General features: G+C 68.8%; 27 protein-coding genes and 1 pseudogene. 16 read left to right on the top strand and 12 right to left on the bottom strand.

Translation table 11 applies throughout. The features are described from left to right. Positions 1-107 precede the first annotated feature (107 nt). From lsr2 to ABGB19_RS09015, 5 genes are all read left to right on the top strand, one after another. On the top strand, positions 108-449 hold the full coding sequence (lsr2, locus tag ABGB19_RS09035) for a histone-like nucleoid-structuring protein Lsr2 (RefSeq protein ID WP_347685515.1): 342 nt from the start codon (positions 108-110) through the stop codon (positions 447-449). Positions 450-763: 314 nt separating this feature from the next. After that, positions 764-3,307 (top strand): ATP-dependent protease ATP-binding subunit ClpC, encoded by a 2,544-nt coding sequence (clpC1, locus tag ABGB19_RS09030; protein WP_347685514.1) that lies wholly within the window; start codon positions 764-766, stop codon positions 3,305-3,307. Between the two features lie 239 nt (positions 3,308-3,546). Next, entirely contained in the window at positions 3,547-3,762 is a 216-nt protein-coding gene (locus tag ABGB19_RS09025; protein ID WP_347685513.1) for a CbtB-domain containing protein, read from the top strand. Between the two features lie 23 nt (positions 3,763-3,785). Beyond that, positions 3,786-4,526, top strand: a complete 741-nt coding sequence (locus tag ABGB19_RS09020) for a CbtA family protein (protein WP_347685512.1) — start codon at positions 3,786-3,788, stop codon at positions 4,524-4,526. 148 nt (positions 4,527-4,674) lie between these two features. Beyond that, entirely contained in the window at positions 4,675-5,226 is a 552-nt protein-coding gene (locus ABGB19_RS09015; protein WP_347685511.1) for a histidine phosphatase family protein, read from the top strand. A gap of 74 nt (positions 5,227-5,300) precedes the next feature. On the opposite strand, the gene ABGB19_RS09010 is transcribed toward ABGB19_RS09015, so the two are convergent. Continuing rightward, positions 5,301-6,674, bottom strand: a complete 1,374-nt coding sequence (locus tag ABGB19_RS09010; RefSeq protein WP_347685510.1) for a serine hydrolase — start codon at positions 6,672-6,674, stop codon at positions 5,301-5,303. Then, a complete protein-coding gene (gene mhuD / locus ABGB19_RS09005; RefSeq protein WP_347685676.1) occupies positions 6,643-6,966 on the bottom strand; it encodes a mycobilin-forming heme oxygenase MhuD in 324 nt (107 codons plus the stop codon). Before mhuD ends, ABGB19_RS09010 begins: the two co-directional genes overlap by 32 nt. Positions 6,967-7,021: 55 nt before the next feature. Here mhuD and ABGB19_RS09000 point away from each other — a divergent pair, with 55 nt between their 5' ends. After that, positions 7,022-7,786, top strand: coding sequence for an alpha/beta hydrolase (locus ABGB19_RS09000; protein ID WP_347685509.1), 765 nt, complete (start codon positions 7,022-7,024; stop codon positions 7,784-7,786). Here the strand turns inward: ABGB19_RS09000 and ABGB19_RS08995 are convergent. After that, positions 7,760-8,014, bottom strand: a complete 255-nt coding sequence (locus tag ABGB19_RS08995; RefSeq protein WP_347685508.1) for a hypothetical protein — start codon at positions 8,012-8,014, stop codon at positions 7,760-7,762. The genes ABGB19_RS09000 and ABGB19_RS08995 overlap by 27 nt on opposite strands. A gap of 71 nt (positions 8,015-8,085) precedes the next feature. Between ABGB19_RS08995 and ABGB19_RS08990 the strand changes: the two genes are divergently transcribed. Then, positions 8,086-9,060, top strand: coding sequence for a helix-turn-helix domain-containing protein (locus tag ABGB19_RS08990; protein ID WP_347685507.1), 975 nt, complete (start codon positions 8,086-8,088; stop codon positions 9,058-9,060). A 12-nt stretch (positions 9,061-9,072) separates the two neighbouring features. On the opposite strand, the gene ABGB19_RS08985 is transcribed toward ABGB19_RS08990, so the two are convergent. Beyond that, positions 9,073-9,948 (bottom strand): A/G-specific adenine glycosylase, encoded by an 876-nt coding sequence (locus ABGB19_RS08985; protein WP_347685506.1) that lies wholly within the window; start codon positions 9,946-9,948, stop codon positions 9,073-9,075. Here ABGB19_RS08985 and ABGB19_RS08980 point away from each other — a divergent pair. Together ABGB19_RS08980 and ABGB19_RS08975 are read left to right on the top strand one after the other, a co-directional pair. Further along, complete coding sequence (locus tag ABGB19_RS08980) at positions 9,947-10,567, top strand: carbonic anhydrase (protein WP_347685505.1); 621 nt, start codon at positions 9,947-9,949, stop codon at positions 10,565-10,567. The two genes, ABGB19_RS08985 and ABGB19_RS08980, sit on opposite strands and share 2 nt — an antisense overlap. Positions 10,568-10,625: 58 nt before the next feature. After that, a complete protein-coding gene (locus tag ABGB19_RS08975) occupies positions 10,626-11,390 on the top strand; it encodes a hypothetical protein (protein ID WP_347685504.1) in 765 nt (254 codons plus the stop codon). Between the two features lie 11 nt (positions 11,391-11,401). Here ABGB19_RS08975 and disA read toward each other — a convergent pair whose 3' ends face one another. The 3 genes from disA to ABGB19_RS08960 form a co-directional block, all read right to left on the bottom strand. After that, entirely contained in the window at positions 11,402-12,484 is a 1,083-nt protein-coding gene (disA, locus tag ABGB19_RS08970) for a DNA integrity scanning diadenylate cyclase DisA (RefSeq protein ID WP_347685675.1), read from the bottom strand. Between the two features lie 45 nt (positions 12,485-12,529). Continuing rightward, positions 12,530-13,933 carry a DNA repair protein RadA gene (radA, locus tag ABGB19_RS08965; RefSeq protein WP_347685503.1) on the bottom strand — a complete coding sequence of 468 codons (1,404 nt, stop codon included), beginning with the start codon at positions 13,931-13,933 and terminating at the stop codon, positions 12,530-12,532. A gap of 68 nt (positions 13,934-14,001) precedes the next feature. Next, positions 14,002-14,568, bottom strand: a complete 567-nt coding sequence (locus tag ABGB19_RS08960; protein ID WP_347685502.1) for a hypothetical protein — start codon at positions 14,566-14,568, stop codon at positions 14,002-14,004. A 296-nt stretch (positions 14,569-14,864) separates the two neighbouring features. Between ABGB19_RS08960 and carD the strand changes: the two genes are divergently transcribed. Genes carD through rlmB form a run of 4 tightly spaced genes read left to right on the top strand, consistent with a single transcriptional unit; the run spans position 14,865 to position 18,296 of the window. Beyond that, positions 14,865-15,353 (top strand): RNA polymerase-binding transcription factor CarD, encoded by a 489-nt coding sequence (carD, locus tag ABGB19_RS08955; protein ID WP_067954270.1) that lies wholly within the window; start codon positions 14,865-14,867, stop codon positions 15,351-15,353. Between the two features lie 41 nt (positions 15,354-15,394). Next, positions 15,395-15,874 (top strand): 2-C-methyl-D-erythritol 2,4-cyclodiphosphate synthase, encoded by a 480-nt coding sequence (gene ispF, locus ABGB19_RS08950; protein ID WP_347685501.1) that lies wholly within the window; start codon positions 15,395-15,397, stop codon positions 15,872-15,874. Between the two features lie 56 nt (positions 15,875-15,930). Continuing rightward, positions 15,931-17,361, top strand: coding sequence for a cysteine--tRNA ligase (gene cysS / locus ABGB19_RS08945; RefSeq protein WP_347685500.1), 1,431 nt, complete (start codon positions 15,931-15,933; stop codon positions 17,359-17,361). After that, entirely contained in the window at positions 17,361-18,296 is a 936-nt protein-coding gene (rlmB, locus tag ABGB19_RS08940; RefSeq protein WP_347685499.1) for a 23S rRNA (guanosine(2251)-2'-O)-methyltransferase RlmB, read from the top strand. The genes cysS and rlmB overlap by 1 nt, the downstream gene beginning before the upstream one ends. Here the strand turns inward: rlmB and ABGB19_RS08935 are convergent. The 5 genes and pseudogenes from ABGB19_RS08935 to ABGB19_RS08915 all read right to left on the bottom strand — a co-directional run bounded on the left by ABGB19_RS08935 (position 18,293) and on the right by ABGB19_RS08915 (position 22,696). After that, the gene (locus ABGB19_RS08935; protein WP_347685498.1) at positions 18,293-19,060 is read right to left on the bottom strand and encodes an SGNH/GDSL hydrolase family protein; all 768 of its coding nucleotides are present in this window, start codon (positions 19,058-19,060) and stop codon (positions 18,293-18,295) included. The two genes, rlmB and ABGB19_RS08935, sit on opposite strands and share 4 nt — an antisense overlap. A 111-nt stretch (positions 19,061-19,171) precedes the next feature. After that, entirely contained in the window at positions 19,172-20,416 is a 1,245-nt protein-coding gene (locus ABGB19_RS08930; protein ID WP_347685497.1) for an SLC13 family permease, read from the bottom strand. Further along, positions 20,407-21,327, bottom strand: coding sequence for an MBL fold metallo-hydrolase (locus ABGB19_RS08925; RefSeq protein ID WP_347685496.1), 921 nt, complete (start codon positions 21,325-21,327; stop codon positions 20,407-20,409). Before ABGB19_RS08925 ends, ABGB19_RS08930 begins: the two co-directional genes overlap by 10 nt. A 10-nt stretch (positions 21,328-21,337) precedes the next feature. Beyond that, the gene (locus tag ABGB19_RS08920; protein ID WP_347685495.1) at positions 21,338-21,586 is read right to left on the bottom strand and encodes a type B 50S ribosomal protein L31; all 249 of its coding nucleotides are present in this window, start codon (positions 21,584-21,586) and stop codon (positions 21,338-21,340) included. Beyond that, positions 21,583-22,696 (bottom strand): annotated as a pseudogene (locus ABGB19_RS08915) (GTP-binding protein). Before ABGB19_RS08915 ends, ABGB19_RS08920 begins: the two are co-directional and overlap by 4 nt. Before the next feature lie 61 nt (positions 22,697-22,757). Between ABGB19_RS08915 and rpmB the strand changes: the two are divergent. The 3 genes from rpmB to rpsN are packed head-to-tail and all read left to right on the top strand — an operon-like array spanning position 22,758 to position 23,457. Then, positions 22,758-22,994 (top strand): 50S ribosomal protein L28, encoded by a 237-nt coding sequence (gene rpmB / locus ABGB19_RS08910; protein WP_347685494.1) that lies wholly within the window; start codon positions 22,758-22,760, stop codon positions 22,992-22,994. After that, entirely contained in the window at positions 22,994-23,158 is a 165-nt protein-coding gene (rpmG, locus tag ABGB19_RS08905) for a 50S ribosomal protein L33 (RefSeq protein ID WP_347685493.1), read from the top strand. Before rpmB ends, rpmG begins: the two co-directional genes overlap by 1 nt. Further along, the gene (gene rpsN, locus ABGB19_RS08900) at positions 23,158-23,457 is read left to right on the top strand and encodes a 30S ribosomal protein S14 (RefSeq protein WP_347685492.1); all 300 of its coding nucleotides are present in this window, start codon (positions 23,158-23,160) and stop codon (positions 23,455-23,457) included. Before rpmG ends, rpsN begins: the two co-directional genes overlap by 1 nt.

Raw genomic sequence — 23,457 nt, 5'->3', positions numbered from 1 at the left:
CTGCTGGTGCGATCTTGTTGAATGGCGCACACTTATATGGCACATTGGTGCGGGGGTTCGAGTATTAACTACTGATCTAAGCTCGTGCAGAAGGGCAGTGTGGGCCAATGGCCAAGAAAGTGACCGTCACGCTTGTCGATGATTTCGACGGCGATGGTGCGGCTGATGAGACGGTTGAATTCGGCCTCGATGGGGTGAGCTACGAGATCGACCTTTCTTCGAAAAACGCGACGAAGTTGCGCAACGACCTCAAACAATGGGTTGAGGCGGGTCGTCGGGTGGGGGGCCGTCGGCGCGGGCGTTCGGCCGGGTCCGGACGGGGGCGCGCGGCGATCGACCGAGAGCAGAGCGCCGCGATCCGGGAGTGGGCCCGTCGCAACGGACACAATGTGTCGACTCGCGGACGAATTCCGGCCGACGTCATCGACGCCTTCCACGCGGCAACATAATCGGCCGTTGCCGGCACACGACCCTTCGAGCGTCGTCCGTGGCCGGCCGTCCAGCACCGCACTCGTTCGCTAGGCGCGAACGGCCGCGGCCCGAACAGGGAAACGAAAGCCCCCTTCAGCGCGTTGCTAATCGATAGCGTCGGGTATCCACCCCGATGCGCAAATCGAGTGTCCGCTGTCCGCTGAGAGCAGACCGGCAGGCGGGGCACCGGGGAGCGCCGCCCATTACAGTGGACGGCAGGTGTGGTGCGTATTCCGAGAGACCCTTCGGGGCGCGCGGCGCCGACCTATTGATGGAGAGCAGGTAAGCACCGATGTTCGAGAGATTCACCGACCGTGCCCGCAGGGTCGTCGTCCTGGCTCAGGAAGAGGCCCGGATGCTCAACCACAACTACATCGGCACCGAGCACATCCTGCTGGGACTTATTCATGAGGGCGAGGGCGTAGCGGCCAAGTCGCTGGAGTCGCTGGGCATCTCGCTGGAGGGCGTGCGCAGCCAGGTCGAGGAGATCATCGGCCAGGGCCAGCAGGCGCCGTCGGGCCACATCCCCTTCACCCCGCGCGCCAAGAAGGTGCTGGAACTGAGCCTGCGCGAGGCGCTGCAGCTCGGCCACAACTACATCGGCACCGAGCACATCCTGCTCGGCCTCATCCGTGAGGGCGAGGGTGTCGCCGCCCAGGTGCTGGTCAAGTTGGGCGCCGAACTGACCCGGGTGCGCCAGCAGGTGATCCAGCTGCTGAGCGGCTACCAGGGAAAGGAGACCGCGGAGGCAGGCACCGGCGGCCGGGGCGGCGAGGCGGGCAACCCGTCCACCTCGCTGGTGCTCGACCAGTTCGGCCGCAACCTGACCGCCGCCGCGATGGAGGGCAAGCTCGACCCGGTCATCGGCCGAGAGAAGGAAATCGAGCGGGTCATGCAGGTGCTGTCCCGCCGCACCAAGAACAACCCGGTGCTGATCGGCGAGCCCGGTGTCGGCAAGACCGCCGTCGTCGAGGGCCTGGCCCAGGCCATCGTGCACGGCGAGGTACCGGAGACGCTGAAGGACAAGCAGCTCTACACGCTGGACCTCGGCTCGCTGGTGGCCGGCAGCCGCTACCGCGGTGACTTCGAGGAACGCCTGAAGAAGGTGCTCAAGGAGATCAACACCCGCGGCGACATCATCCTGTTCATCGATGAGCTGCACACGCTCGTCGGTGCCGGTGCCGCCGAGGGCGCGATCGACGCGGCCAGCATCCTCAAGCCGAAGCTGGCCCGCGGCGAGCTGCAGACCATCGGCGCGACCACGCTCGACGAGTACCGCAAGTACATCGAGAAGGACGCCGCTCTGGAGCGCCGGTTCCAGCCGGTTCAGGTCGGCGAGCCGACGGTCGAGCACACCATCGAGATCCTCAAGGGTCTGCGCGACCGCTACGAGGCGCACCACCGCGTGTCGATCACCGACTCGGCGATGGTCGCGGCGGCCACGCTGGCCGACCGCTACATCAACGACCGGTTCCTGCCGGACAAGGCGATCGACCTGATCGACGAGGCCGGTGCCCGGATGCGGATCCGCCGCATGACCGCTCCGCCGGACCTGCGCGAGTTCGACGAGAAGATCGCCGACGCCCGCCGCGAGAAGGAGTCCGCGATCGATGCGCAGGACTTCGAGAAGGCGGCGAGCCTGCGCGACCGCGAGAAGCAGTTGGTCGCTCAGCGCGCCGAGCGTGAGAAGCAGTGGCGTTCAGGCGATCTCGATGTGGTCGCCGAGGTCGACGACGAGCAGATCGCTGAGGTGCTCGGCAACTGGACCGGTATCCCGGTGTTCAAGCTGACCGAGGAGGAGACCACTCGGCTGCTGCGCATGGAGGACGAGATCCACAAGCGGATCATCGGTCAGGAGGACGCCGTCAAGGCGGTCTCCAAGGCGATCCGCCGTACCCGCGCCGGGTTGAAGGACCCGAAGCGGCCGTCGGGCTCGTTCATCTTCGCCGGCCCGTCCGGTGTCGGTAAGACCGAGCTGTCCAAGGCGCTGGCCAACTTCCTGTTCGGCGACGACGACGCGCTCATCCAGATCGACATGGGCGAGTTCCACGACCGCTTCACCGCCTCGCGGCTGTTCGGCGCCCCTCCGGGCTACGTCGGCTACGAGGAGGGCGGTCAGCTCACCGAGAAGGTGCGCCGCAAGCCGTTCTCCGTGGTGCTCTTCGACGAGATCGAGAAGGCCCACCAGGAGATCTACAACAGCCTGCTGCAGGTGCTCGAAGACGGCCGTTTGACCGACGGTCAGGGCCGCACGGTCGACTTCAAGAACACCGTGCTGATCTTCACGTCCAACCTGGGCACGAGCGATATCAGCAAGGCTGTCGGCCTCGGCTTCACCCAGGGTGGCGGTGCGAACGACTACGAGCGGATGAAGCAGAAGGTCAACGACGAGCTGAAGAAGCACTTCCGCCCGGAGTTCCTCAACCGCATCGACGACATCATCGTCTTCCACCAGCTGACCAGGGAAGAGATCATCAAGATGGTCGACCTGATGATCGGCCGGGTCTCCAAGCAGCTCAAGGCCAAGGACATGGCGATGGAGCTCACGGACAAGGCGAAGGCCCTGCTGGCCAAGCGCGGGTTCGATCCGGTGCTGGGTGCGCGGCCGCTGCGGCGCACCATCCAGCGCGAGATCGAGGACCAGCTGTCGGAGAAGATCCTCTTCGAGGAGGTCGGCCCCGGCCAGCTCGTCACGGTCGACGTCGACAACTGGGACGGCGAGAGCGCAGGCGAGGACGCGGTGTTCACGTTCAAGGGCACCAAGAAGCCCACCCCGGCGGCCGAGCCGGATCTCGCTCAGGCGGGCGCAGCAGGCGCTGCCGGCGCGACCGAGTAGCAGATACGACGACGGCGGGCGGTTACCCCAGGCGGGGTAGCCGCCCGCTTCGCGTCGTCGGGGCTTTGCGGGTCCGCGGCGCACCGCCGGGCCGATCCGTTTAGGATGCACTGGTGTAATCGGCGGGCGAAGGAATCTGGTGAGAATCCAGAACGGTCGCGCCACTGTGTCAAGTCAGACCCGACATCCGCCGCGAACCCTTCGAACTGGGACGCGTAATCCCGGAAAGGATCCCGGCCATGACCTCTCCCGAGGCCCGTAAGAGCGTTGCGCCCGCACTCGACTTCTCGGCCGCCAAGGCCGTCGCCTGGCTGACGCTCACCGCCTTCTTCGCCCTTCTGATGCTCTACTTCGTCGGCATGGACCAGGGCGCGACATCGGTGTTGGGCAACAACACCGTCGTGCACGAGTTCGTCCACGACGCCCGCCACCTGCTCGGCTTCCCCTGCCACTGATCGCGCAGGAAGCAACCGGGACAATGGAAAAGCAGATCATCGGGCGCGGGCTTCTGGCCGGTGCCCTCGCCGGTGTGTTGGCGTTCGTGTTCGCCCGGATCTTCGTCGAACCGGTCATCGAGCGGGCGATCGCCTACGAGGACGAGGCAGCGCACGCCCACGGCGGTCACAGCCATGAGCACGGCATCGAGTTGTTCACCCGCGGCGTGCAGGCCAACGTCGGTATGGGCTTTGGGGTTCTGGCGTTCGGCGTCGCGATGGGGGCGTTGTTCGCCGTGGTCTTCGCGGTGACGTACGGCCGCGTCGGCAACGTCTCGGCGCGGCTGCTTGCCCTGTACGTGGCGGGCGCGATGTTCCTGTCGCTGTACGTGATCCCGTTCTTGAAGTACCCCCCGAGCCCCCCTGCGCTGAGCTTGGACGAGACCATCCGCCAGCGCACGCTGCTGTACCTGCTTCTGGTGGTGCTCTCTGCCGCGCTGCTGGCGGCGGCCGTGTATCTCGGTCGGCGGTTGGCGTCGCAGTGGGGCGCGTGGAACGCCGCGTTGACGGCCGCGGGCGCCTACGTGGTGGCCGTCGCGGTCGTCATGCTGGTGCTTCCGGGCATTCACGAGACACCGTCGAACTTCCCTGCCGACGTGCTCTACGAGTTCCGGCTGTTCTCTCTGGGCACCCAGGTCGTGATGTGGGCGACGATCGCGCTGGTGTTCGGCGCGATGGCGGCTCGACTCCTCGGCGAGAACCGGCGGGAGAGCATCAAGGCGTGAGTCCCGAAGGCGAGCGCGAGTGAGGATCGCAGTGAGGGACGAGCGAGGACCGGAGCGGGCGGGAGCCGAGGCGTGAGTCCCGAAGGCGAGCGCGAGTGAGGATCGCAGTGAGGGACGAGCGAGGACCGGAGCGGGCGGGAGCCGAGGCGTGAGCGAGGTCGTCCGGCTGACTCTCGTGTCGCACGCCATGACCGACGCGGTGTCGGCCGGACGGTTTCCCACCGACGAGCCGCTGAACTCGCTGGGCCACCGGCAGGCCGACGCCTCCATCGAGTTGGGTTCCGCGGACGCCGTCTACTGCGGACCCGAGAAGCGGACCAGGCAGACCGCCGAACTGCTCGGTGTGCAGGCCGACGTCGACAACCGGCTGGCCGACCTGGACTGCGGGCGCTGGCGCGGCGGCGTGCTCGGCGGTGTGCGGCCCGCGGACCTGGCGATCTGGCTCACCGACCCGACGCGCGCACCACACGGCGGCGAGACCGTCGTCGAACTCGTCGACAGGGTGCGCGCGTGGATGGACTCGCTGACCGCGCGCCGCGGGAGGTTCATCGCCGTCACCCATCCGGCAGTGGTGCGGGCGGCGATTCTCGTAGCGCTCGATGCACCGCCGAAGTCGTTCTGGCGCATCGACATTGCGCCGGTGAGCCGGACGGTGATGCACTTCCGCGGCCACGCCTGGACACTGCGGTCGAACCGCTGATCGAGCCTGAGCGGTCGAACCGCTGATCGAGCCTGAGCGGTCGAACCGCTGATCGAGCCTGAGCGGTCGAACAACTAGCCGATGGGGATCAGGTCGAAGGTCTGGCGCACGATCGACAGCAACCATCCCGCCGCGGTCGGGCTGCGGTAACGCGGCCAGTTCAGCTGGAAGCTGACCACCCAGGGTTGCCCGGTGTGGTCCACGGCGTACCAGCTGAACGTCAGGTCCCCGGGCAGGTTTCCGCCCTTGGCGCCGATATAGGACCACTTCGACCCGTCGAGGTCGATACCGGGTATCGCCGAGAGGATCTCCTTCACCGGCGCCGCCTCCCCGACGGCAGCCCTCTGCAGGGCGACGTGCACCCGGCAGATGTCGGCGGCGCTGCCGTACCACTCCGCACCGAAGTTGGAGGCCGGGGAGCGCGTGCGTTCCGGATCCGGTTCGTAGGGGCGCGAATTCGTCTGCTTGAGCAGCTGTGCTCGGAGTTGTGGGCCGCCCTCTTCGACCGCGTGACGCCATTGCTCGCGCAGGTCCGGTCGGCCCCAGCCGACCGAGAACAGTTCGTGCATGGTGGGAAACGGCGTCATGCTCGCCGGGTCGTGATGGCCGGCGGCGACCAGCGCCCGCTCGACGGCACCCGGGCCGAGGCGGGCGATCAGCAGGTCGGTGGCCATGTTGTCGCTGGCCGAGATCATCTGCTGCGCAGCCTTTCTCACCGATACCTGCGCGCCGGCCGGCAACTGCTCGAGCCCTGCGGACCCGACCGCCTTGGCCTGTCTTGTGACGACCAGCGAGTCTGTCCACTTCACCGCTCCCGTCTTCACCGCGTCGGCAACCGCAAGCAGCACATACAGTTTGAAGATCGACGCCAGCGGCAGTGACATGTCGGTGTTGGCACCGGCGACGACGTCGCAGCCGCCGTTGCGGGTGGCGACCTTGGACACCTGATAGGAGTAGCGCGCTCCGGACTTCGTCAGCTCGGTGTCGATGTCGGCCCACTTGTCGATGACCGGCGGTCGCAGCGACACGTCGAAGCGGTCGACCATGCCCGCATCGTCGGTGCGCACGCCGATCTCCTGCGCGACGCCGTACGAGGTCACCACCCCGAGTTTGGCTTCGCCGGCGCCGATCTCGACGTCGGTGACGGTGAACGGCCGGTCCCACCAGATCGAGTCGAGCTCGGCGGTGATGGCGTCGACCTTCTCCGGCACCGCCATTGTGCGCACGCCGACCGGCCCGATCGGCCAGTCGGAGTTGAGCATGTCCATGGTCTGCTTGGCCCGCAGACCCTGTGGAGTGTTGATGGCGATCGGCACGCCGTAGGCGGCGTCGACCGGCGCCGGCTCGCTCTTCGCGCAACCGCCCAGGGCAACGGCGACCGCCGTGGCGACCGTCAGCGCGATCGCGCGTCTCGCGTCAGGCCTTGCTGCCCGCAACGTCCAGGACAACCTCGAACTCCAACAGGGACGCACCCGTGGCCACCGGGTTGGCCGCCTGGCCCTTGTGCGCCTCGATGGCCGGGCCCGTCGCCCAGGCCTGAAACGCCTCTTCGGACTCCCACTGGGTCACCACGAAGTACCGGTCTTCGCCCTTGACGGGGCGAAGCAGCTGGAAACCGAGGAAGCCTGGCTGGTTGTCGACGGCGTGGGCGCGGTGCGCGAACCGTTTCTCCAGTTCCGGGCCTGCGTCGGGCGGGACCTCGATTGCGTTGATCTTCACCACGGGGTTCTGGCTGGACATGCGGATCAGGCTACCGAACTGGGTGGCGGGCATCCCGAGGCGTGATGATGTCGGCATGCGATCTCTCGCTCACCGCGGCGGTACGGGCCCACCGCTGGTGCTGGTGCACGGCCTGATGGGGCGGGGCAGCACCTGGTCGCGACAGCTTCCGTGGCTGACCGCACTGGGCGGGGTCTTCACCTACGACGCGCCGTGGCACCGCGGCCGCGACGTCGACGACGCGCGCCCGGTCAGCACCGAGCGCTTCGTCGAGGACCTCGGTGACGCGGTGGAGGGCCTCGGCGAGCCCGCGGTGCTGATCGGGCATTCGATGGGCGGTCTGCACTCGTGGTGCCTGGCCGCCAGGCGCCCGGAACTGGTGCGGGCGTTGGTCGTCGAGGACATGGCACCGGACTTCCGCGGCCGCACCACCGGGCCGTGGGAACCGTGGGTGCATGCGCTGCCCGTCGAATTCGAGACCGCGCAACGCGTCTACGACGAGTTCGGGCCGGTCGCAGGCCAGTACTTCCTAGAGGCATTCGACAGGACCGCGACCGGCTGGCGACTGCACGGCCACCCCAGGATGTGGATCGAGATCGCCGCCGAATGGGGCACCCGCGACTTCTGGGCCGAGTGGCAGGCGGTGCGGGCACCGACGCTGCTCATCGAGGCCGGGAACTCGGTCACGCCACCCGGGCAGATGCGCGAAATGCAGGCAACCGGTCAGCATGCGGCGTATCTGCATGTGCCCGGCGCCGGTCACCTCGTCCACGACGATGCGCCGCAGGTCTATCGCGAGGCGGTCGAGTCGTTCCTAGCGACGCTCACCGACGGCGCCTGAGGACGGCCAGGCCGGCTGACGTTCGAACCGCGTGCGGATCGCGTCGAGGTCGTGCTCGATGCGCAGCATGTCGCGGTCATCGGTGGAGAGCCGGCCGGCCATCGGCGCTGCCATCCGGAACTGGCCGAGGTGAATCCGTAGGAAGCCCGAGCGACGGGCGGCCCAACCGAGCGCCGTAGCCACCGCGAACGGGGAGATCAATATCAGGATTGTCAGTGCAGCGGTCATGGCAGTAATCTTTCGCTCGGTCATATCCCGCCAACAGTGGCAGGAATGACACATTGGGATAAAATGCTGCCATGGCAATAAAGAGCGTATCGACACTGGTGTTGGACGGTCTAGCGGTTTTTGAGTTCGGGGTCATCTGCGAGGTCTTCGGCATCGACCGCTCCGCCGACGGGGTGCCGAACTTCGACTTCAAGGTGTGCGGCCCGGAACCGGGCAGGCCGCTGCGTACCTCGGTCGGCGCGACGATCGTCCCCGATCACGGCCTCGACGATCTGGTGGGCGCGGACCTGGTCGCCATCCCCGCGATCGGTGGCTCGGACTATCTGCCCGCGGCGCTGGCCGCGGTGAAGGCCGCGGCCGAGTCCGGGTCGATCATCCTCACGGTGTGCTCGGGGGCGTTCGTCGCGGGCGCCGCGGGGCTGCTCGACGGCAGGCCGTGCACGACGCACTGGATGCACGCCGACGACCTGGCCCGGAGGTATCCGACGGCGAAAGTCGACCGCAACGTGTTGTTCGTCGACGACGGCGACCTCATCACCAGCGCGGGCACCGCCGCGGGCATCGACGCGTGCCTGCATCTGGTCCGGCGCGAACTCGGCAGCGAGGTGACCAACAAGATCGCGCGCCGAATGGTGGTGCCACCGCAGCGCGACGGCGGCCAGCGCCAGTACATCGACCAGCCGATTCCGGTTCGATGCTCGGAACGCTTTGCGCCGCAACTGGATTGGATCCTCGGCAACCTGGACAAGCCGCATACGGTGGCATCGCTGGCGGCTCGCGCTCACATGTCTGCGCGCACGTTCGCGCGGCGCTTCGTCGAGGAGACCGGACGTACGCCGATGCAGTGGGTGACCGACCAGCGTGTGCTGTACGCCCGCACGCTGCTCGAGGAGACGGACCTCGACGTCGATCGGATCGCCGAGCGCAGCGGGTTCGGCACCGCGACGCTGCTGCGCCACCACTTCCGCCGCGTCATCGGGGTGACGCCGTCGGATTACCGCCGCCGGTTCTGCTGCACGGGGCAGACCGAGGAAGCCACCGCCTAGGTTCAGCCGGAGTTAACCGCCCTCGCCCGCCAGCGCGAACCTGCCGTCGGCGGTCTGCTCCACCAGGCCGTCGACAAGTAGCGAGTCCAGCGCGCGGTCACGCTGCGCGGCGTCGCTGAGCCACACGACGTCGAGTTCGGCCCTGGTGACAGGAGTTGCGTTGTCGCGCAGCACATCCAGCAGACGACCGCGGACCTGTCGGTCGGTGCCGGCATAGCGCTGCACGCGGCGAGCCGGCTCGGTCGACGTGGGAAACCCTCGCGACCGCCAGGCGCACACGCTCAACGGACACAGCCCGCACCGCGGCGAGCGGGCGGTGCACACCGTCGCCCCCAGTTCCATCAGCGCAATCGAGAACTTCGGCGCGTCAACATCATTCGGCAGCAGCGCATCGACGTCGGCGAGGTCGCGCGGCGACGACGAAGCCGCCGCGTCGGCACGTCCGTGTACCACCCTGGCGACGACGCGCCGCACGTTGGTGTCGACCACCGGCACCCGTTTGCGGTAGGCGAAGCACGCGATGGCCCGCGCGGTATAGGCACCCACGCCGGGCAGCGTCAGGAGCACCTCGACATCGGACGGCACGACGTCGTCGTACTCGGCGGCGATCACGCCCGCGCACTCGTGCAGTCGCTTGGCCCGGCGCGGATAGCCCAGCTTGCCCCATGCCCGCAGCACGTCGGCGGTGCTGGCCGCGGCGGTCGCGGACGGGGTGGGCCAGCGCTCGACCCATGCCCGCCAGATCGGTTCCACGCGCGCGACGGGGGTCTGCTGCAGCATGAACTCGCTGACCAGGATCTGCCAGGGCGTCACTTCCGGGCGGCGCCACGGCAGGTCGCGCTGCTCGGTGTCATACCAAGCGAGCAGGTGCGGCACAATGTCGGTCATGCCGCACACCAGCCCAGTGACCGCGTGGAAAGCACTCAAGGAGGGTAACCAGCGCTTCGTCGAGGGCAAGCCCGTGCATCCGTCCCAGAGCGTCGCCCACCGGGCCAGTCTGGCCGCCGCGCAGAAGCCGACCGCCGTGGTGTTCGGATGCGGGGACAGCCGCGTCGCCGCCGAGATCATCTTCGATCAGGGGCTCGGCGACATGTTCGTGGTTCGCACCGCCGGCCACGTCATCGATTCGGCGGTGCTCGGCTCGATCGAGTTTGCGGTCACGGTACTCAACGTGCCGCTGATCGTCGTGCTCGGCCACGACAGCTGCGGCGCGGTGAAAGCGACGCTGGCGGCGGTCGACGAAGGCGTGCTGCCCGGCGGCTACGTGCGTGACATCGTCGAGCGCGTGACGCCGTCGATCCTGATGGGCCGGCGCGAGGGACTGAGCAGGGTCGACGAGTTCGAGGCCCGGCACGTCACCGAAACCGGCGCCCAGCTGATGGCCCGCTCGACGGCGATCGCGGAACGGGTCGCGTCGGGCGACCTGGCGATCGTCGGGCTGACCTACCAACTGGCCGACGGCCGGGCGGTGTTGCGGGATCACCTGGGTGACATCGGCGAAGGCTGAGCGCGACACGCCGAGTCACCTCGGACGATAAGGCGTGACCTGGCCTTACCGTGAGTTTGTGCTGGATCTGGAACCGCATGGCCCACTACCGACACAGATTTACTGGCGTCGCCGGGCACTAGCGCTGGGCATAGCGGTCCTCGTGATCGGCGTGGTCGCTGCCATCGTCCTCGTGGTCGTGAAGAACACGGGGAGCTCGGGGGACACCGACACGACGAGCGCCGAGCAGTCGGCGCCCGACGCCGCCGCGCCGACGCCGCTGCCGGGGGAGAATCCCGAGGTCAAATCGCCGGTGATGCCACCTGCGCAGCAGGCGCCGCCGCCGACGCCCACCCCGACCGCGGCCGTCACGCCGCCGCCGGTGCTCAACGAGGGCGACGACTGCCCCGACTCGACGCTCGCCGTCAAGGGCATCACCAACCAGCCGCAGTACGTGGTCGGTGACCAGCCGAAGTTCACGATGGTCGTCACCAACATCGGCTTGGTCGCCTGCAAGCGCGACGTCGGCGCCGCGGTGCTGGCCGCCTACGTCTACTCGCTGGACAACGGTCGGTTGTGGTCGAACCTGGACTGCGCGCCGTCCAACGAGACGTTGGTCAAGACGTTCCAGCCCGGCGAGCAGGTGACGACCGAGGTGACGTGGACGGGCATGGGCTCGGCGCCCGGATGTCCGCTGCCGCGCCAGCCCATCGGACCGGGCACCTACAACCTCGTGGTCCAGTTGGGCAACCTGCGCTCGGCCACCGTGCCGTTCATCCTCGCCGCCCCGACTCAGGCGCCGCCCCCGGGCCCGGGCGCACCGCCGCCGGCACCGGTCGGCTGACGGCCCCGGAATCAGGCCAGCCGGTCGGCGATCGTCGACTCGGCGAGGTGTGACAGACCTTCCCGGATGTGGCGCGCCCACATCGAGCCGATGCCCTCGACGTTCTGCAGATCGCCGGCGCTCGCGGCCAGCAGCCCTTGCAGGGATCCGAACGAGCGCACCAGCAGGTCGACGTGCGCGAACTGCAGGCGCGGGATCCCCGCCATCGCGCGGTACCCGCGCGAGCTCATCGCCGAGTCCTGCGCCTCGATGGTCGAGGGGTAGCCGAAAACCCTTGCCAGCGTGGTGAAGTCGAGCAGCTCGTTGTCGGACAGGGAATCGAGCTCCTCGAGCGTGGCGCTGACCTGGGCGGCCGACGGCGGATCGGGGTTGGCGTGGTAGTCGCGCACGATCAGCTCGCGGGCGGTGTCGTTGTCGCCGACGAGCTCCTCGAGCTGAAGCTTGAGCTGTCGGCCGTCGGTGCCGAGTTCGACGACATCGGAATCGATCTCGAGGCTGATTCGGCGCACCATCTCCAGCCGCTGTACGACGGTCATCACGTCGCGCAGCGTGACGAAGTCCTCGATCTCGGCCGTGGACAACTGCCTGCTGACCTCGTCGAGGCGGGTCTTGTAGCGCTCCAGCGTGTCGATGGTCTGGTTGGCCCGCGACAGGATGGTCGCCGAGTCGGGGATGACGTGCCGCTCACCGGCCACATAGACCGTCACGATGCTCATCGAGTGGCTCACCGAGATCACCGGGTAGCCGGTCTGGATGGCCGCGCGTTCGGCGGAGCGGTGCCGGGTGCCGGACTCCTCGGTGGGGATCGACGGGTCGGGCACCAGCTGCACGTTGGCCCGCAGGATGTGGCCGCCGTCGCTGGAGAGCACCACGGCACCGTCCATCTTCGACAGCTCGCGCAGCCTCGTCGGCGCGTAGCGGACGTCGAGCGAGAACCCGCCGTCGCAGATGGCCTCGACGCTGTCGTCGTAGCCGATCACGATCAAGGCGCCGGTGCGGCCGCGCAGAATGCGCTCCAGGCCGTCGCGCAGCGGAGTTCCGGGGGCCAGCCGCGCGATGGTTTCCCGCAGCGTGGGCCGGGCCAACGGCACCACTTTTCGGCTTGACCTGCCGCCCGCCTTCACGGCCATCGCCCCCTCCTAGGATCGGCCGCCATGTGGGTCATCTTTGCTGATGTCCCGCAACACCCGCAACGCAGATCCGATGTTCTCGGCCGGGATCGCGCGCAGACCCGCAGGCACGGACGTCACGCCCGGCGGTACGACCGCGGAGGTGAAGCCCAGCCGCGCGGCCTCGGCGAGGCGGCGGTCCGTGCCGGTGACCCTGCGCAGGTCGCCGGCGAGCCCCACCTCGCCGATCGCGACAGCGGCGGCGGGCACCGGCAGGTTCATCTTCGACGACGCGATCGCCACCGCCACCGCCAGATCGGCCGACGGGTCGGTCAGCCGCATACCGCCGACGGTGGACAGGTAGATGTCGTGCGCACCCACGAGCAACTTGGCGTGCTTGTCGAGCACCGCGGTGATCATCGCCGCCCGGGAGGAATCGATGCCGCTGACCGCGCGCCGCGGTGTCCCGTTGGCGAGCGGCCCGATGAGTGCCTGCACCTCGCCGATCATCGGGCGCTTACCGTCGAGCGTGACGGTGATCGCAGTGCCCGGCACCGGCTTGGGGCGCTGGTCCCGGAACAGTCCCGACGGGTCGGCGACTCCTTCGATTCCGTTGTCGTGCAACAAGAAACAGCCGACCTCGTCGGCGGCGCCGAACCGGTTCTTGATGCCGCGGACCATGCGCAGCGACGACGTCCGATCACCCTCGAAATGCAGCACGACGTCGACCAGATGTTCCAGTGAGCGCGGCCCGGCGATGGCGCCGTCCTTCGTGACGTGGCCGACGAGGATCATCGCGACACCGGAGGTCTTCGCCGCCATGGTCAGTGCCGTGGTGATGGCGCGCACCTGGGTGACGCCGCCGGTGACACCGTCGGCCTCGGTGGTGGACATGGTCTGGACGGAGTCGACCACCACCAGCCCGGGCTGCACCTGCTCGATGTGGCCCAGCGCGGTCGACAGGTCGGATTCGGCGGCCAGATAGACCTCGCTGTGGGTGCAGCCCATGCGTTCCGCGCGCATCCGGATCTGTCCGGCGGACTCCTCGCCCGACAGATAGAGCGAACGCTTACCCGCCTGCGCCCAGCGGTGCGCGACCTCGAGCAGCAGTGTCGACTTGCCGACGCCGGGGTCACCGGCCAGCAGCGTCACCGACCCGGGGACCAACCCGCCGCCGAGGACCCGGTCCAGCTCGGGAACGCCGGTGTGCAGGTGGCGGGTGCGGCCGGGATCGATCGACGTGATGGGCACGGCCGGTGAGCTGGGGGCGACGGCGCGGCGAACCGTCGAGCCCGCCACCGCGGCGAGCACCGCGACCTCGTCGACCGTGCCCCAGGTATTGCATTCGGGGCAGCGGCCGACCCATTTCGCGGTGATGTGGTGGCACTCGGAGCAGCGGTACTGCGACCGCGCTTTGGCGCCACCTTTAGCCACGCTGTGACGGTAGCTGGCGCAACCGACAGAACCTCAGCGATCAGGGGTCGTGTCGTGGACCGATGCGGTCAGTGGCCACCCGACTGGCCGCCGGCCTTCTCCGCCGAATCGCGTCGCGGCGTCTCGCCCGCCGAGATCGGGACGGCGACCGTGGCCTCGCCCGTTTTCTCGAACTTGAACGTGAAGTCGTAGGTCAGCCCGTTGGTGATCGGCTTGGTCAGCTCCACCTTGGCCTCGGCCGCCTCGGCGGTCTCGACGCTATCCAGAGGGGTGATCTGCCCGTCCGGCGCGCCGACGATCAACACGCCGCTCGCCGGCAACGTGGTGTCACCGGTCAACGACACGGTGCCGACGTCGGAGGTGATCGCGACCAGCTTGTCGCCGGTGTCGGGCGAAGTGTTCGACGCCTGGAACAGCAACTCGACGTCACTGCCCGGCTGGACGTAGTCGGTCACCTGCTCGGCCCGCAGATGCACGTTGCGCAGGGCGATCTCGCCGAGGTTGGCGCTGGTGCCGTTGACCGCGGGCTCCTGCATCGCCGTCTGGGAGACCTGCCCGGAGCTGCAGCCCGTCAGCGCCCCGCCCACCAGCGTGGCGGCGGCCAGCCCGCAGGCGGCCAGTCTCAAGCGGTCCACACGTGCCTCCTGCTCGACCGTCGAGGCGACCGGCGATACCGGCCGCAGGGATTCGACTATGCAGAGTAGTAGGTGCGGGTCGGGGGCGGTAGCGCAGGGCTGACAGCTACCGCGATGTGGCCGTGAGCACATGGACAAGTGCCCAGGACAGCTACCTCGAAAGCCGTTCGGCCTTGCACGGATTCGTCACCGTGTCAACCCCTGATCTTCACCTGTGGTGCCCCTGACCTGCACCGTTGATCCCCGCCTGTCTGAGGCCCGTGTTAGCATTGAGTGGTGAAAGGGGCTCGAATCTGATGATTTTCAAGGTCGGAGACACCGTTGTTTATCCCCACCACGGTGCTGCGTTGATCGAGGCGATCGAAACCCGGACCATCAAGGGCGAACAGAAGGAGTACCTCGTTCTGAAGGTCGCCCAAGGTGACCTCACGGTTCGAGTGCCCGCTGATAACGCAGAGTATGTCGGGGTGCGCGACGTGGTCGGTCAGGAGGGCCTCGACAAGGTCTTCCAGGTGCTCCGGGCCCCGCACACGGAGGAGCCGACCAACTGGTCGCGTCGGTACAAGGCCAATCTCGAGAAGTTGGCTTCCGGTGACGTGAACAAGGTTGCCGAGGTCGTCCGTGATCTGTGGCGCCGGGATCAGGAGCGGGGCCTGTCCGCGGGCGAGAAGCGCATGCTGGCGAAGGCCCGGCAGATCCTGGTCGGTGAGTTGGCACTCGCCGAGAACACCGACGACGCCAAGGCCGCGACCATCCTCGACGAGGTTCTGGCCGCCGCGTCCTGAAGGCCCGTGACGAGGTCGATGAGCCGCTTGCGCGAAGAGCATTGATTCTGCCGAGAATCGGGCTCGGCACCGACGTTCATCCCATCGAGGCCGGTCGGCCGTGCTGGCTGTTGTGCCTGTTGTTCGAGGGCGCCGACGGCTGCGCCGGCCACTCCGATGGTGACGTCGCCGCGCACGCGTTGTGCGACGCGCTGTTGTCCGCCGCCGGCCTCGGTGACCTCGGCGAGGTCTTCGGTACCGGCCGTGACGAGTGGCGGGATGCGCGCGGCGCGGACATGCTGCGCCACGTCCGATCGATGCTGTCCGCGCAGGGTCTGCGCGTGGGAAACGCCGCGGTGCAGGTGATCGGCAACCGCCCGAGGGTCGGCCCGCGGCGCGCCGAGGCGCAGGAACTGCTGTCGGGGTTGCTGGACGCCCCGGTTTCGGTCTCCGCGACCACCACCGACGGCCTCGGGTTGACGGGCCGCGGCGAGGGTCTGGCCGCGATCGCGACCGCGCTGGTGGTGGAGGCCGTCGAATAAGCTCCGAATAGGCCGGTAAGCTGGCCCGTCGTGAGCGGAGCGAATGGTCGGCCGGGGTGACCGAAACCTTGCGCCTGCATGACACCATGACCGGTGCCGTGCGCGACTTCGTTCCGGTACGCCCGGGTCACGTCTCGATCTATCTCTGCGGCGCCACCGTTCAGGGGCTGCCGCACATCGGACACGTCCGCAGCGGCGTCGCCTTCGACGTGTTGCGGCGCTGGCTGATCGCCAAGGAGTACGACGTCGCGTTCATCCGAAACGTCACCGACATCGACGACAAGATCCTCACCAAGGCCGCCGACGCCGGCCGGCCGTGGTGGGAGTGGGCGGCGACCTACGAGCGCGCCTTCGCGGCGGCCTACGACGCGCTCGGTGTGCTGCCACCGTCGGCGGAGCCGCGCGCCACCGCACACATCACCCAGATGGTCGAGTTGATCGAGCGGCTGATCGAGCGCGGGCACGCGTATGCGAGCGGCGGCGACGTCTATTTCGACGTGCTCAGCCTGTCGGGCTACGGCAAGCTCTCCGGCCACCGGATCGACGACGTGCACCAGGGCGAGGGTGCGGCGACGGGCAAGCGCGACGAACGCGACTTCACGCTGTGGAAGGGTGCGAAACCCGGTGAGCCGTCCTGGCCGACGCCGTGGGGGCGCGGCCGCCCCGGGTGGCACACCGAATGTGTCGCGATGTGCGAGGCCTATCTGGGTGCCGAGTTCGACATCCACGCCGGCGGGATGGATCTGGTGTTTCCGCACCACGAGAACGAGATCGCCCAGGCCGAGGCCGCGGGCGACGCGTTCGCCCGGTTCTGGCTGCACAACGGCTGGGTGACCATGGGCGGCGAGAAGATGAGCAAGTCGCTGGGCAACGTTCTCGCGATTCCCGCTGTGCTGCAACGAGTTCGAGCCGCCGAGTTGCGTTACTACCTGGGCAGCGCGCACTACCGGTCGATGCTCGAGTTCTCCGAGACGGCACTGCAGGACGCCGCCAAGGCCTACTGCGGAATCGAGGACTTCCTGCAGCGCGTGCGCACCCGCGTCGGTGCGGTGGTGCTGGGGCAGTGGACGCCGAAGTTCGCCGCCGCTCTCGACGACGACCTGTCGGTGCCGATCGCGCTGGCCGAGGTGCATGCGGCGCGCGCCGAAGGCAACCGTGCTCTCGACGCCGGCGACCACGAGACCGCCCTGACCCAGGCGATGTCGATCCGCGCGATGATGGGGATCCTCGGCGCCGACCCGCTCGACGAGCGCTGGGAGTCCAAGGACGAGACGTCGAGAGCCCTCGCGGCGGTCGACGTGCTGGTGCACGCGGAGGTGAAGCGCCGCGAAGAGGCGCGCGCCCGGCGCGATTGGGCGGAGGCCGACGCCATCCGCGACCGCCTCAAGGAGGCGGGTATCGAGGTCACCGACACCGCGGACGGTCCGCAGTGGACACTGCTGGACGACGGCGCCAAGCCGGTGCGGGCCGGCGACGGGACCCAGTGATGGCAGGCAATTCACGGCGCAGGGGTGCGGTGCGCAAGCCGGGCACCAAGAAGGGGCCCACGGTCGGGTCGGGAGGTGTGCGCCGGCGCGGTCTCGAGGGCCGCGGCGCGACGCCGCCCGCACACATGCGGCCGAACCATCCGGCGGCCAAGCGCGCGGCCAAGACCCAGGGCCGCCGCCAGTCGCGCAAGACCGACGACACCGAGGTCGTGCTCGGCCGCAACCCGGTGCTCGAGTGCCTGCGCGCCGGGGTGCCCGCCACGGCGCTGTACGTAGCACTGGGCGCCGACAACGACGAACGGTTGTCCGAGGCCGTGCGGATCGCTGCGGATTCGGGAATCTCGATCCTCGAGGTGCCGCGCCACGACCTGGACCGCATTGCGACCAACGGCCTGCATCAGGGGGTGGCGCTTCAGGTTCCCCCGTACGCCTACGCTCACCCCGACGACCTGCTCGCCGCGGTGACCGCCGACGGCGCCCCTGCGCTCCTGGTGGCACTGGACAACATCTCCGACCCCCGCAACCTCGGCGCGATCGTGCGTTCGGTGGCGGCGTTCGGTGGGCAGGGTGTGCTGATCCCGCAGCGGCGCTCGGCTTCGGTCACCGCGGTCGCGTGGCGCACCAGCGCGGGTGCCGCGGCGCGAGTGCCGGTGGCCCGGGCCACGAATCTGACCCGCACGCTGAAGAGTTGGGCCGGCGCGGGGCTGCAGATCGTCGGGTTGGACGCCGGGGGCGACACCACCGTCGACGAGTTCGACGGCTCGGGCCCCACCGTCGTGGTTGTCGGCTCGGAGGGCAAGGGGCTTTCGCGCCTGGTCCGCGAGACATGTGACGCCGTGGTCTCCATCCCGATGGCCGGACCGACCGAATCGCTCAACGCCTCGGTGGCAGCCGGTGTGGTGCTCGCGGAGATCGCCCGCCAGCGCCGCGGCTAGCGCACTCGCATCAGCGCGGTCGACTTCGGCTCGACACCCGCCCCCGGCGTCACCCGTCGAAGCCGGCGTGAAACCCACGGCAGCGCGAACGCCGCGGCCCACCGCAGGTCGGCCCAGAAACTGCGCACCGGCGGCGCGGAGGCCAGCAGCGCGGCCGACCGGCTGGTCAGCGTGTGCGGAACCGCCACGGTGTCGAGCACTTTGGCGGCCATCCGTTCGTGACCGAGCGGTGAGAGGTGGACCCGGTCGCCGTCCCACAACCGCGAGTCGCGGAACTCGGAGTACCGCCAGAAGTCGACCAACTGCACACCGATGTCGTCGACGATCGTGCGGAGCAGTTCGTTGTAGATCGCGGCCCGGCCGCGCAGTCGGCGGAACAGCGGCACCGTGCCGAGGTCGGCGGCGGTGAAGGTGAGCACGACGGCGCCGGTCTGCTGCAGCGTCTTGAGCGCATCGGAATAACGGGCCATCATCGCGTCGAAGTCGTTGCGCACCAGCAGGAGATCGTTCATGCCCGCATAAACGGTGACCAGGTCCGGCTCGAGCATCACCGCGGTCTGAACCTGCTCGGCGAGGATCTCGTCCATGGTGCGTCCACGCACCGCGAGGTTGGCATAGCGCATCTCGGGATTGGCGTCGGCGAGAACGTCGGCGACACGGTCGGCCCACCCGCGCAGGCCGTTCGGCCGGCTGCGGTCGGGGTCGCCGCAGCCCTCGGTGAACGAGTCGCCGAGCGCCACGTACCTGCTGAATACCGCCGGCATAACAGCAATCTCGCAGACCTGCCGGCTTTCCGCTGACCGCAGTGCCGTATGCCGACGAATCGACGTCCGCCGTCCGGCGGATGTTCGCATGTGCGTAACCCGTCGCTTGCCCTAAGTGCCGAACAGGCGCACCCCGAGCCACAGCCCCACCACGGAGACGGTCAGCGTCACCGGCACCGTGCACAGCCCGATGCGGGTGAACTCGACGAAACCCGCTGGCACGTCGTGGCGTCGAACGGTGTTGCGCCACAGTAGGTTGGCCAGCGAACCGGGGTAGGACAGGTTCGGCCCGATGTTCACCCCGATGAGCACCGCCAGCACCGCGGCGGGACCGGCCGTCGCGACGAGCGGAAGCATGACCAGCACCGCCGGAAGGTTGTTGACGAGGTTCGACAGCACCGCCGCGACGGCGGCGATGCCGAGCAGCGTGAGCAGACCCTCGCCGGCCGGGACCAGGTCGCGCATCACGACGTCGAGTCCGTTGCGCATCACCGCCTCGACGACCACACCGAGGCACAGCACGAAAGCAAGAAACGGGAGGTCGGCGGCACCGACGATGCGGCTGATCGTGGTGTCTCCCTTGGCGAGAGCCCGCACTCCGAGGATCAGCGCACCAGCCAGCGCCGCCCAGGCCGGCGAGACGCCGAGCGGTGACGTCACGGCGAATCCGAGCAAGGTCGATCCGAGGACGGCGATGACGAACACCGGTACGTGGACTCGCTCCACCTGTCCGCCAGGTGACGGGTGGTTGACTAGTTCACCACGGAAAAGCCAACGGAACAAGGCTAATTCGACCGCGATCGCCAGCAGCCACGGCAGCGTCATCAGTCCCGCGAAGTGCAGGAACGACAGGCCCGCCGCGCTGAACGCGAGCAGGTTGGTCAGGTTCGAGACCGGCAGCAGCAGTGACGCCGTGTTGGCCAGGTGCGCGGTCGCGTACGCGTGGGGCTTCGCCGACACCCCCATCCGGCGAGCCGTCGCCACCACCACCGGGGTCAGCAGCACGACGGTCGCATCGAGGCTCAAAACCGCGGTGATCACCGACGCGACAGCGAAGACCATCGCCAGCAGTCGTCTCGGATCACCGTTGCCGGCCCGGGCCATCAACTCGCCGGCCGCGCGGAACAGGCCTTCGTCGTCGCACAGCCTCGCCAGCACCAACACCGCGGCGAGGAAGCCCACGACGGGCACCAGGCGGCTCACCTCGGCCGCCGCATCCTGCAGGGAGATGGTGCTTGCGGCGATCAGGACCGCGGCCGCGGGCACTGCGGCGATGGCCTCGGGCCAGCCTCGGGGCCGCATCAGGGCAAAGCACAGCACGACCGCCAGCGCGACCAGTGGCAGCGTCAGCCCCACGGGTCGGCGCGCCGCCACAGGGTGGGCAGATGCAGCGCCACGCCGTCGTCGGCGGCCAACCGCGACAGCACCCGCATCGAGAGGTCGAGATCGTCGGCGGCGTACGGAAGTGCCCGCAGCGGTTCGTGCAACGGGCGGAAGAAGTCGTCCCAGTGGATGAGCACGACGCGCCGCGCGCTCACCGTGCGGACCGTCTCGGTCCAGTAATCCACGAGGTAGCCCTCGGGTTGCAGGCCGAGTTGCCCGACGCCGAGGTAGACGACGTCGGCCCGCCTGCCGCTCAGTGCCCCGGGGATGAAACCCGCGCTGCCGACGATCAGCAGCGCACGATCCGACGGACGGTGACGCACCAGCGTCGACCACGCTTCGCCGCATCTGTAGGCCGACGCCTTGACGGGCGGGATCACCGGGGCGGTGATGGCGCCGGGGAAGCGGTCGGGCGGGCAGTGTGCGCCCTCGATGAGTGTGACGTCGTAGGCGCCGAGGCGGATCGGCTCGCCAGACACCGCCGTGACCAGCCGGTCGTCTGCCAGACCGTGGCCGCGGCCGACGTGCGCGGCCGACGTCCCACCGACGATCGTGGCGCCGGTCCGCTCCGCCACCACCGCGCTGTCCATCGCGTGGTCGAAGTGGGTGTGCACGGGCAGAACGGCTTCGAGCCGGTCGACGCGCAGGCGGGCCAGGCAGCCGTCGATGCGCGGATGGGACGGCGCCAGCCGCCGCAGCCCCACGGCTGCGAGGCTCGGTCGCGAGAAGAACCCGTCGGTCATCAGCGCCGACGCGCCGTCGTCGACGAGCAGGGTGGTGACACCCGCCCACGTCACGGTCAGGGGCGCGTCAGGGTCGGCGACCGGGACGTCGAAGTAGCTGGCGTAGTCCGCCAGGTCCGGTCGGCCGAGCTTGAGGCGCATGGCGCCAACCTTAGGCGCGGCCCCCGTACCGCCGCCTGAACTTCTCGACCTGTCCGGCGGTGTCGATGTGCCGACGCGATCCGGTCCAGAGCGGATGCGACGCGGCGCTGATGTCGACCACGACGAGTGGGTAGGTCCGGCCGTCCTCCCATTCGATGGTGCGGTCGCTGGTGATCGTCGACCGGGTCAGGAACGCCGCACCGGTGGTGGCGTCCTTGAAGACCACCGGATGGTAGTCGGGGTGAATGCCGGGTTTCATCTGTCTTCTCCATCGGATCGGGTACCGACGTCGCCCACGTGCTCGGCCATGTCGTCGCAGGGGTCCTCGTGCCAGTCGCCGAACGGGTCTGGGTAGCTTGACCATTCGTCGGGCCGTTTCCACTCGTCGTCGGTGAGCAGGGAACCCCGCAGCGCGTCGACGATGTCCTCGGGTTCCGCCCCGCACACCAGCACGGCCACCGACACGTGGCGGTCGCCCAACCGGTCATCCCAATCCGCGGCGGCCAGCGCGGCCCGCTGCGGGTCGGCGTACGCGTGCTCGCTGGAACTCATCGCGACCAGCCACCGGCCCGCATACTCGAATCGCATTCCGCCACCGGCTGATTCGAGCCACATGACGTCGTCGAACCGATTGGCCAACCACAGCCGGCCGCGGGTGCGCACCACCCCGTCGAGCAGCACGTCCAACGCGTCGTGCAGCCGCTGCGGGTGAAAGGGGCGACGGGCCGAGAACAGCAACAACCCGACGTCACCGTCGGCCTGCAGCGAGGGCTGACCGGCAAGCAGCGGATCGTGCGGATTGTCGCTGCGACCGCGCCGGCTGTCGGGTTCCAAATGGGCCAACGCCGTCTCGACGCGCTCGGCGCCGACCGTCAGCCGTGCCCTGGGCGCCAACCGGCGCAGCACCGCCAGCGTCTGACCGTGCGGCTCGGTGAGCACCGGCGCCGATCGCCTGGCTCAGCCAGCCGGCCGGATCGACGCACGTCACCACCGCCTCGATGCGCACGTCCCGCGCCGCGGGTCCGTCGACGTAGCCGGGGCCGACGCGAACGCGGACGTTGTCGATGGCCCAGCACACCGGTTTAGGTTCGAGCCACGGCATCAGTTGTACGGCAATGCGATCCACGTCGCTGCGACGATGCAGCCGGCGCAACAGCACCAGCAGGTCATCGCGCACCGTGCAGGCGACGCAGCCCCTGGCCAGTTCCAGCGGCCACTCCGATGTTCCCGACGAGGTGGTCACGCTGCGCACCACCACCTGCCCGTCGAAGCGGTGCCTGACCACCGCCGTACCGGTCGCGCGGGCCATCACCCGGGCGACGCCGTCGGTGTCGCCCTGGCCGCAGATCAGCACCACCGGAGTACGCATGAAACCCTCCTTAGTTGATAATGGTTTTCATTAACGTTAGCGTATGCGGCGAAGGAGGAACATGTCCGCGCATTGCCAAGTCACCGGCCGGTCACCCGGCTTCGGCAACACCGTGTCGCACTCGCACCGGCGCAGCCGTCGCCGCTGGAACCCCAACATCCAGACGAAGACGTACTACCTGCCCTCCGAGGGCCGCCGCGTCAAGCTCCGCGTGAGCGCCAAGGGCATCAAGGTCATCGACCGCGACGGCATCGAAGCTGTGGTGGCGCGGTTGCGGAAGCAGGGGCAGAAGATCTGATGGCACGCACCGACATCCGACCGGTCGTCAAGCTGCGGTCGACGGCGGGCACGGGCTACACGTACGTCACGCGAAAGAACCGGCGCAACGATCCCGACCGGCTGGTGCTGCGCAAGTACGACCCGGTTGCCCGCCGCCACGTCGACTTCCGCGAGGAGCGCTGATGGCCAAGAAATCGAAGATCGCCAAGAATAAGCAGCGCCGGCTCATCGTCGAGCGCTACGCCGCGCGGCGAGCCGAGCTCAAGGACGCGGTCCGGCGCGGTACACCCGACGAACGAGCCGCGGCCGTGGCTGCGCTGCAACGGCTTCCGCGCGATGCCAGCCCCGTCCGCCTGCGCAACCGTGACGCCGTCGACGGCAGGCCGAGGGGTCACCTGCGCAAGTTCGGGCTGTCGCGCCTGCGGGTGCGCGAGCTCGCGCACCGCGGGGAACTGCCCGGCGTGTCGAAGTCGAGCTGGTGA

Source organism: Mycobacterium sp. B14F4, from assembly GCF_039871645.1.
In the GTDB taxonomy this organism is placed as follows: Bacteria; Actinomycetota; Actinomycetes; order Mycobacteriales; family Mycobacteriaceae; genus Mycobacterium.
This window is presented reverse-complemented; position numbering and strand designations above follow the sequence as displayed.